7 protein-coding genes are annotated in these 8762 nt (G+C 67.2%); 5 read left to right on the top strand and 2 right to left on the bottom strand.

The window, feature by feature from the left end; translation table 11 throughout:
* Window positions 1-908, bottom strand: a 908-nt coding sequence (locus ACEN88_RS18505) for a PAS domain-containing protein (protein ID WP_413341867.1), incomplete at its 3' end; no start/stop codon positions are given.
* Between the two features lie 162 nt (window positions 909-1070).
* Between ACEN88_RS18505 and ACEN88_RS18500 the strand changes: the two genes are divergently transcribed.
* From ACEN88_RS18500 to ACEN88_RS18485, 4 genes are all read left to right on the top strand, one after another.
* Window positions 1071-2054: a Gfo/Idh/MocA family protein gene (locus ACEN88_RS18500; protein ID WP_413341866.1), complete on the top strand. Its 984-nt coding sequence runs from the start codon at window positions 1071-1073 to the stop codon at window positions 2052-2054.
* Window positions 2055-2155: 101 nt separating this feature from the next.
* Window positions 2156-3547, top strand: coding sequence for an MFS transporter (locus ACEN88_RS18495; RefSeq protein ID WP_413341864.1), 1392 nt, complete (start codon window positions 2156-2158; stop codon window positions 3545-3547).
* A gap of 31 nt (window positions 3548-3578) precedes the next feature.
* Complete coding sequence (locus ACEN88_RS18490) at window positions 3579-5930, top strand: GH36-type glycosyl hydrolase domain-containing protein (protein WP_413341862.1); 2352 nt, start codon at window positions 3579-3581, stop codon at window positions 5928-5930.
* Window positions 5931-6048: 118 nt separating this feature from the next.
* Window positions 6049-7245: a hypothetical protein gene (locus ACEN88_RS18485; protein WP_413341861.1), complete on the top strand. Its 1197-nt coding sequence runs from the start codon at window positions 6049-6051 to the stop codon at window positions 7243-7245.
* A 68-nt stretch (window positions 7246-7313) separates the two neighbouring features.
* On the opposite strand, the gene ACEN88_RS18480 is transcribed toward ACEN88_RS18485, so the two are convergent.
* Entirely contained in the window at window positions 7314-8342 is a 1029-nt protein-coding gene (locus ACEN88_RS18480) for a LacI family DNA-binding transcriptional regulator (protein WP_413341860.1), read from the bottom strand.
* 226 nt (window positions 8343-8568) lie between these two features.
* Between ACEN88_RS18480 and ACEN88_RS18475 the strand changes: the two genes are divergently transcribed.
* Window positions 8569-8762: hypothetical protein (locus ACEN88_RS18475; protein WP_413341859.1), on the top strand; the 194-nt coding region annotated here is incomplete at its 3' end.

The raw sequence follows: 8762 nt of genomic DNA, 5'->3' as shown, positions 1-8762 counted from the left end.
GGCTGATCCAGCTGCGCCGCGGCGCGGGCCGGGGACGCGGCCCGGCGCGGCTGGCCTGCCTGATCGTCGACCTCGTTCTCGAACCGGTTCATGTTCGGCAGGCCCGTCACCGTGTCGTAGTATGCCAGGCGGCGCACGTTTTCCTCGGCGCGGCGGCGCTCCGTGACGTCCTGCACGAGGCCCAGCATCTTGACGACGCGGCCCGTCGCGTCGCGCCGGACCTCGGCCACGGAATGCAGCCAGCGCACCTCGCCGTCCGGCCGGATCAGGCGGAACTCCACGTCGTACTTGTAATCGGGGTCGAGCAGCGCCCGCTCGCGCGCGCGCTCCGCCATGGGCCGGTCGTCCGGGTGGATGCGGGCGTAGATCTCCGCCGTCGACACGGGCCTCTCGTCCGGGCGGAAGCCCATGATCCGGTACCCTTCCGGCGACGACGTCACGTGCGAATCGCTGGCCGCGTCCCAGATCCAGTTGCCGATCAGCGCGAGCGCCTGCGCGCGCAGCAACTCGTCCTGCGTGTCGCGCAGCTGGACTTCGGCCTCGACGTGGCGCGTCACGTCCTGCAGGACGACGAGCACGGCGTCGCGCCCGCCGTATTCGATGGCGCAACGCTGCAGGATGGCGTGGTGGATCTCGCCGCGCGCGCCCGCGATGTGGCGCACGTGCGAATGCAGGCGGCAGGTATCTGGACGCAGGGCATCGGCGTCGCCCTCATCGCGCGCGTACAGCTCGGGCAGACGCATGCCCAGCAGCGTGTCGCGGGTATGGCCGAGCAGCGCCAGCGTCGCATCGTTGGCGTCGAGGATTTCCTGCGACACGGGGTCGCAGACCAGCATGGACAGCTGCGTCCCGTCGAACAGGGGCCGGCACCATGCGCTCGCATCCGCGCGCGGGGACTGTGCAGCCATGGCTTTCCTTTCCAGTCGATGAGGGACCGCAATATAGTATAACGCAATCATCGATAACAAAATGTCATCAAAGACCTGTCAAGATAGACAGGTAGCCCGCTTTTAGGCCATCCTCCAGAATGGCCCGCCCCGCTTTTTCCACCCCTATCAGATGGAGCACACATGACGAACAACGTACGCTGGGGGATCCTCGGCACCGGCCGGATCGCCCGCGATTTCGCCACGGCCCTGCGCGACACGCCGGGCGCCACGCTCGCCGCCGTCGCCTCGCGCGACCCCGCGACGGCCGCCGGATTCGCCGACGAATTCCATATTCCCCTGCGCCTGAAAGGCTACGACAGCCTCGCCGCCTGCGCCGACGTGGACCTCGTCTACATCGGCACGCCGCACGCCATGCATGCCGAGAACGCGCTGTCGATGCTCGCCGGCGGCAAGGGTGTGCTGTGCGAAAAGCCGTTCGCGCTGAACCGCGCGCAGGCCGGGCAGGTCGTGGCCCTCGCGCGCAGCCGCAAGGTATTCCTGATGGAAGCCATGTGGACGCGCTTCATGCCCGCGCTGGACGAAGTCAAACGCATCCTCGCCTCCGGCGTGCTGGGCGAGGTGTCGCAGGCCAGCGCCGATTTCGGCTTCGTCGCGTCGGGCGGTCCGGAAGCGCGCCTGTTCAATCCGGCCCTCGGCGGCGGCGCGCTGCTCGACGTCGGCATCTATCCGCTGTCGATCACAGCCTACCTGCTCGGCGCCGTGGAATCCGTGCGCGCCCAGGCGGAACTGGGGCCGACCGGCGTCGACCTGCAGACCGTGTTCACCCTGCGCCACGCGGGCGGCGCGCTGTCCACCTGCGCCTGCTCGCTGAAGGCGCGCACGCCGGGTCTCCTCACATTGTCCGGCCGCCACGGCCAGCTGCGCCTGGACGCGCCGTTCCACCGTCCGCCCACCCTCACCCTCATGCTGGCCGACGAACCGGCTCGCATCATCCCGACGCCGTATCTCGGCAACGGCTACGTGCACGAGGCGATCGAGGCGCAGCGCTGCTGGGCCGAAGGCCTGATCGAAAGCCCGGCCATGACGCACGAGCAGACCCTGCACCTGATGGGCGTGCTGGACGAGATCCGGGCCCAGACCGGCGTGAAGTATCCGGGCGATTGACATGACTCCCGGCGCGCGGCATACTCGCCGGTGTTAGCGCTATCAATACAATGACCGGAGACACAGATGGCCGCATTCCTTCATCCCGCCGGAGCAGTCCGATGACGGCCGCCCTGCCCCGGGCCGCCGCCGCAGCCACACCCGCGGCGGCGGCGCCGCTGCCCTGGCGCGAAAAGCTCGCCTACGGCGTGGCCGACATGGGTTTCAATTTTTACTGGACCAATGTCGCCACCTTCCTGCTGATCTTCTACACGGACACGTTCGGGATCTCGGCCGCCGCGGCCGCGACGATGATGTCGACGATTAAGATCATCAACGCGTTCACCGACCCGATGATCGGCGCCGCCGCCGACCGCACGGACAGCCGCTTCGGCAAGTTCCGTCCGTGGCTCGTGTGGATGTGCGTCCCGCTGGCCGGCGCCGCGGTCCTCACGTACACGACGCCCGGCCTGGAAGGCGACGCCAAGCTCGCGTGGGCCTACGGGACGTACCTGCTGATGATGGTCTGCTACACCTGCGTGAACATCCCGTACAACGCGCTGTCCGGCGTGATGTCGGCCGATCCGCAGCAGCGCTCGACCATCAACGGCCTGCGTTTCATCTTCGCGTTCGCCGGCAGCACGCTCGTGACGGCCGCGACGCCCGACCTCGTGCGCTGGCTCGGCGCCGGCAACGAACAGCGCGGATGGCAACTGACGATGCTGCTGTGGGGCGTCGCCGCGTCGCTGCTGTTCGTGCTCACCTTCTTCAATACGCGCGAGCGCATCGCGCCGCCGCCGGGCCAGAAGAACGCCGTGTGGCGCGACGTGCGCGACCTCGCGGGCAACCGGCCGTGGGTGGTGCTGTTCTTCCTCGCCCTGATCATCATGGTGACGATCACGCTGCGCACCGCCAGCGCCGCCTATTACTTCAAATACGTCGTCGAGCGCCCGGACCTGATGCGCACCTTCGTGCCGACCTACATGGTGACGGCCGCGATCGGTGCAGCCCTCACGCCGCTGCTCACCCGCTTCATCGACAAGAAGACCCTGATGATCATGCTGATGAGCGCGACCGCCGTACTGTCCGCCGCGTTCTACGTCGTGCCGCCGGACCAGGTGTGGCTGATGTTCGTGCTGCAGGGCGCGATGGGTCTCGTGCTGGGGCCGAAGTCGCCGCTGGCGTTCTCGATGTATGCCGATACGGCCGACTACAACGAGTGGCGCACGGGCCGCCGCGCCACCGCCATGACGTTCGCCGCCGCCACGTTCTCGCAAAAGCTGGGCACGGCGGTCGCCGTCGCCGTGATCGGGTCCGTGTTCACGGCGCTCGGCTACGTCCCCAACGCCGTGCAGGCCACCGGGTCGCGCGAAGGGATCGTGTGGCTCATGTCCTTCATCCCGGCGGCGTTCGCCGTCGCCGCCGTCGCCGTGATGTGCTTCTATAACCTGAATGCCAGGCAGCTCGCGGCAATCCAGGCCGACCTGGCCGCCCGCAAACCGCCCATCGAATAAACAACGCGAATAACAACGACAAGGAAAGACCATGCTGCAACCGACCGAGAACGGCGCACGCTACGACCTCGCGAGCCCGACCGCCATGCCGAACGCCGGCGGCTTCCTGTGGAACCGCCGGATGATGATCCAGGTGACGTGCCGCGGCTACGCCACCGCCCAGTTCATGCAGCCGGAGCCCGCCAAGTACTCGCACGCGCCGAACCTCGAGGCGAAGACCTTCATGCAGCCGGAGCAGGCCTATTACGCGCACCACCCGGGCCGCTTCTTCTATGTGAAGGACGAAGAGACGGGCGAGATCTTCTCGGCCCCGCACGAACCCGTGCGCGCGGCGCCCGACCGTTTCAGCTTTTCCGTCGGCCGCGACGACCTCGCGTGGACCGTCGAAAAGCTGGGCATCCGCATCGACCTGCGCCTGGGCGTCCCGGTCGACGACGTGGCCGAGCTGTGGACCCTCACCGTGACGAACGTCAGCGGCCGGCCGCGCAAGGTCAGCGTCTACCCCTACTTCACGATCGGCTACATGTCGTGGATGAACCAGTCGGCCGAATACCGCGCCGAACTCGGTGGCATCGTCGCCTCCAGCGTGACGCCGTACCAGAAGCTGCAGGACTATTTCAAGAACAAGGATTTCAAGGACAGGACCTACTTCCTGTGCGAGACGGCGCCGGACGCGTGGGAAACGAACCAGGGCCAGTTCGAAGGCGAAGGCGGCCTGCATGCGCCGGATGCGCTGCGCAACGAACGCCTGGCCGGCGGCGACGCCCGTTACGAAACGCCCGTCGCGGTCGTCCAGTATCGGCTCGCGCTGGATGCCGGCGCCGCCGTGACGCGCCGCTTCCTGTTCGGCCCCGCGTTCGACGACGCCGAGATCGCGTCCATGCAACGGCGCTACCTCGGCGCCGAGCAGTTTGCCGCCGCGGCCCGCGACTATGCGGCGTATGCGGACCAGGGCGCGGGCTGCGTCCAGGTCGAGACGCCGGACGCGGAATTCGACAACTTCGTCAACCGCTGGCTCGCGCGCCAGGTGTTCTATCACGGCGACGTCAACCGTCTCAGCACGGACCCGCAGACGCGGAACTACCTGCAGGACAACATGGGGATGGCGTTCATCAAGCCCGCCGTCGCGCGCGCCGCGTTCCTGCACGCGCTGTCGCAACAGGGTACGAACGGTGCGATGCCGGACGGGATCCTGCTGTTCGAAGGCGCGGAGCTCAAGTACATCAACCAGGTGCCGCACACGGACCACTGCGTGTGGCTGCCCGTGTGCCTGCAGGCCTACCTCGACGAGACGGGCGACTATGCGATCCTCGACGAACCGGTCACGGGCCACGACGGCATGGCGCTCACGGCGTACGAACGGATCTCGATGGCGATGGACTGGCTGCTGCACAAGCGCGACCACCGCGGCCTCTCCTACATCGAACAGGGCGACTGGTGCGATCCGATGAACATGGTCGGGTACAAGGGCCGCGGCGTGTCCGGCTGGCTGACGGTGGCCGCCGCGTACGCGCTGAACCTGTGGGCCGACGTGTGCGCGGCACGCGGCGACGACTGGCGCACCGAGCACTTCCGCGGGGGCGCGCTCGACATGAACACGGCGGCGAACCTGCACCTGTGGGACGGCGCGTGGTACGCCCGCGGCATCACGGACGACGACGCGATCTTCGGGGTCAGCGCCGACAAGGAAGGCCGCATCTATTTGAATCCGCAGAGCTGGGCGTTCCTCAGCGGCGCGCCGGACGAGAAGCAGCGCGCGACGATGCTGGCGGAGATCGACGCCCAGCTCGACACCCCGTACGGCGTGCAGATGTTCGCCCCGCCCTATTCCGCGATGCGCGAGGACGTGGGCCGCGTCACGCAGAAGCACCCGGGATCGGCGGAGAACGGCGCCGTGTACAACCACGCGTCCGTGTTCTACATCTACAGCCTGTACACGATCGCGCAGCCGGACCGCGCATGGGACGCGCTGCGCAAGATGATTCCGGGCCCGGGCGAGGACGACTACCTGCGGCGCGGGCAGCTTCCCGTGTTCATCCCGAATTACTACCGCGGCGCGTGGAAGGAATACCCGCGCACGGCCGGCCGTTCGAGCCAGTTGTTCAACACGGGCACCGTTTCCTGGGTCTACCGGTCCATCGTCGAAGGCCTGTGCGGTTTGAAGGGCGATGCGGCAGGCCTCGTCGTGAATCCGCAGTTGCCGTCGCACTGGCCGTCCATGCGCGTCCGCCGCGTGTTCCGCGGCGCCACGTTCGACGTCAGCGTGACGCGCGGCGCGGTCGGGCGGACGACGGTCGTGTGCGACGGGCAGACGCTGCCGGAAGCGCGCATCGGCGGCATCGAAGCGGGCCGCACGTATCGCGTCGAGGTGACCGTGCCCTGAAGGCCGGCGCCAGGCGGCACGGACCGGGCATGCACCTGTCCGTGTAACGATTTGCCTCGCGCGTGATCGAAAGCGTATCCGTCCCGGCCGGGACGCGATCCGTTTCCTGGAGATCGCCATGCGCATCCGAATCTGCCTCGTCGTTCCGTGCTTCGCCGCTCTGACGGCAGGCGCCGAACCGCTGTACACGCTGACCATCCTGCCGGAGTGGCTGCAGGCCAGCGCCATCAACAATGCCGGACAGATGACCGGCGTGATGCCGGTTCCCGGCGGCTCGCATGCGTTTCTCTTCACGAACGGCGACGTGCGCGACCTCGGCGCCCTCGGCGGCACGCGCAGCTTTGGCTACGCCCTCAGCGACAACGGCATGGTCACGGGCGACGTCGCGCCGGCCAACCGTCCCGGTCACGCCTTCCTCTACGCCGGCGGTACGATGCGCGACCTGGGCACGCTGCCCGGAGGCAGCTCCAGCATCGGCCTCGGCGTCAACGACACCGGGCAGGTGACCGGCTCGGCGACCACCGCCGCAGACCGGACGCATGCCATCCTGGCCGGCTATGGCGGCATGCGGGATCTCGGCACGCTCGGCGGCGATGTTTCATACGGCATCGGCATCAACGACGCGGGCCACGTGGTCGGCGCCTCGACGTTCGGTGGCGACGCATCGCGCTACCATGCGTTCGTCTATCGCGATGGGGTGATGACGGACCTCGGCGATTTCGGCGGCGCCGCGAGCTTCGCGCAAGGCATCAACGACCGCGGCCAGGTCATCGGCGCCGTCGTGGACACCGCCCAGGTCGCCCACTCCTTTCTCTACACGGACGGCACGGTGACGATGCTCGGCGACTTCGGCGGCCGCTACACGGGCACGTGGGACATCAACAACCTCGGACAGGTGGTCGGCTATTCGACGTTCGATGACGACATCGATTCCCGCCACGGTTTCCTGTACACGGACGGCAGGCTGCTGGACCTCAATGCGCTGGTCGATCCGGCACTGGGCTGGACCGTGGCGACGGCGCTCGGCATCAACGATTCACGGCAAATCCTCGGTTACGCCTGTCGTACGAGCGACGTGTGCCGGCCGGTGCGGCTGGATCCGATCACGCCCCCGCCCGTGCCGGAGCCGGGCGCGCCGACGATGTTGCTGACGGGGGTGATCCTGGGCCTTGGCGCGATGACGGCCAAAAAAAACAGGACCGGAAGCGACAAGCGACCAGTCCCTAAGAGGAGATATTTGAAGAGTGCGCAGCCCCCCGCGCACCCGCACCGCCTGCCGGCGCCACCGTCTGGTAGCGCTAACAAGCAATGCTGACAGTGTAACGTTTCCACGGAAAATGTAAAGCTCAACCGGGTGATTTTTTTTCGCGGCCGTTGGCCGGATCAGGTGCTTTCCCGCTCGCGCAACGTGAAGCCGAGATCGATCCGCCGCTCGCGCGGCTCCTTCCCGCCGATCACGTCGAGCAGCAGCGACGCCGCCTCGTACCCGATGCGGTAGCGCGGCGTGTCGATGGTCGTCAGCGACGGCACCATCCAGGCGGATGCCGGCAGGTCGTTGAAGCCGGCGATGGCGACGTCCTGCGGCACGCGGATGTCGTGGCGCTGGCAATAATAGATGGCGCCGTGCGCAAGGTCGTCGTTGCAGAAGAACACGGCATCGCAATCCGGCAGCGTGTCCAGTGCCTGGCGCATCAGCTCGGCGCCGAGGGCGATGGTCGACGGGTCCGCAACCATGATCTCCAGCTTCGGATCGGCCAGGCCGGCCGCCTGCATCGCCTGCCGGTAGCCGTCCGCGCGGCGCAGCGTGCGCTCGTCGAGCTGCGCGCCCACGAAGACGATACGCTTGTAGCCGCGCTCGATCAGGTGGCGCGTGATGGCGTTGCCGGCGTCGTGCTGCGAGAAGCCGACCGAGAGTGCACCCGGTTCGTCGGCGAGATCCATCATCGACACGACCGGCATGCGCGAAGCGGCCAGCATGCGCTCGACCTGCGGGCTGTGCGTGAGGCCGGAGAGCAGGATGCCGTCCGGATTCGACTGCAGGTAGGTGAGCAGCAGCTTTTCTTCCTCGGCATCCGAATAGCGTGTATTGCCGATCAGCAGCTGGTACTGCCCATGTTCGATGGCGTCATGGATACCGTCGAGCACGGCCGTGAACACGACGTTCGACAGCGACGGCACGAGCGCCACGATCACGCGCGACTGCGACGACGCGAGCGCCCGCGCGGCGCGGTTGGGCACATAGCCCAGTTCCACCACCGCCTGCTCCACCTTGGTGCGTGTCGCCTCGGACACCAGTTGGGGCTGGCTGAGGGCGCGCGATGCCGTCATCGTCGATACGCCCGCGTGCGCCGCCACCTCTTCCAGTGTAGTCCGCCCCGTTCCCCTTACCTTGCCTGTACTGCTTCTGCTCATTGTTTTTTTTTCGTAAATGCTGACCACACTGCGGGCCGACCATGGATTCCGCCACGGATTGAATATTTTGTCAATGTTTGACATGCAATCGTTCCCAATCCGCGACGCCAGGAATGACTGTCGAGTCCTGTCCGACTGGTCCTACAATCGCCTGACGCCTCCTCCGATTGTCGGCCCCGACAGGCGGCCTACCATGGCATTTCACGTACCGATCAAGGAGACGATTATGCCGAGCAACCAGGAGTACAAAGGCAAGGGCATGAAGGGCCGGAACTATGACGAGCTGAGCGGTGTAGGCACCAGCAGTGCCGGGAAGACGGGCACGACGGGCAACCTGAACGATGGCGGCCGCGACGGCGGCATCGGCACGCCCGACCCGGGGGATTCGGGCAACCTGCAGTCGGCCGGCATCGTTCAGGC

Source organism: Massilia sp. CT11-108 (genome assembly GCF_047302915.1).
GTDB classification, from domain to species: domain Bacteria; phylum Pseudomonadota; class Gammaproteobacteria; order Burkholderiales; family Burkholderiaceae_D; genus Telluria; species Telluria orientalis.
This window is presented reverse-complemented; position numbering and strand designations above follow the sequence as displayed.

Bases quoted from the DNA above. Each gene is read 5' to 3' on its own strand.
- ACEN88_RS18500 (WP_413341866.1), top strand. From the start codon at position 1,071: ATGACGAACAACGTACGCTGGGGGATCCTCGGCACCGGCCGGATCGCC.
- ACEN88_RS18495 (WP_413341864.1), top strand. From the start codon at position 2,156: ATGACGGCCGCCCTGCCCCGGGCCGCCGCCGCAGCCACACCCGCGGCG.
- ACEN88_RS18490 (WP_413341862.1), top strand. From the start codon at position 3,579: ATGCTGCAACCGACCGAGAACGGCGCACGCTACGACCTCGCGAGCCCG.
- ACEN88_RS18485 (WP_413341861.1), top strand. From the start codon at position 6,049: ATGCGCATCCGAATCTGCCTCGTCGTTCCGTGCTTCGCCGCTCTGACG.
- ACEN88_RS18480 (WP_413341860.1), bottom strand. From the start codon at position 8,342: ATGAGCAGAAGCAGTACAGGCAAGGTAAGGGGAACGGGGCGGACTACA.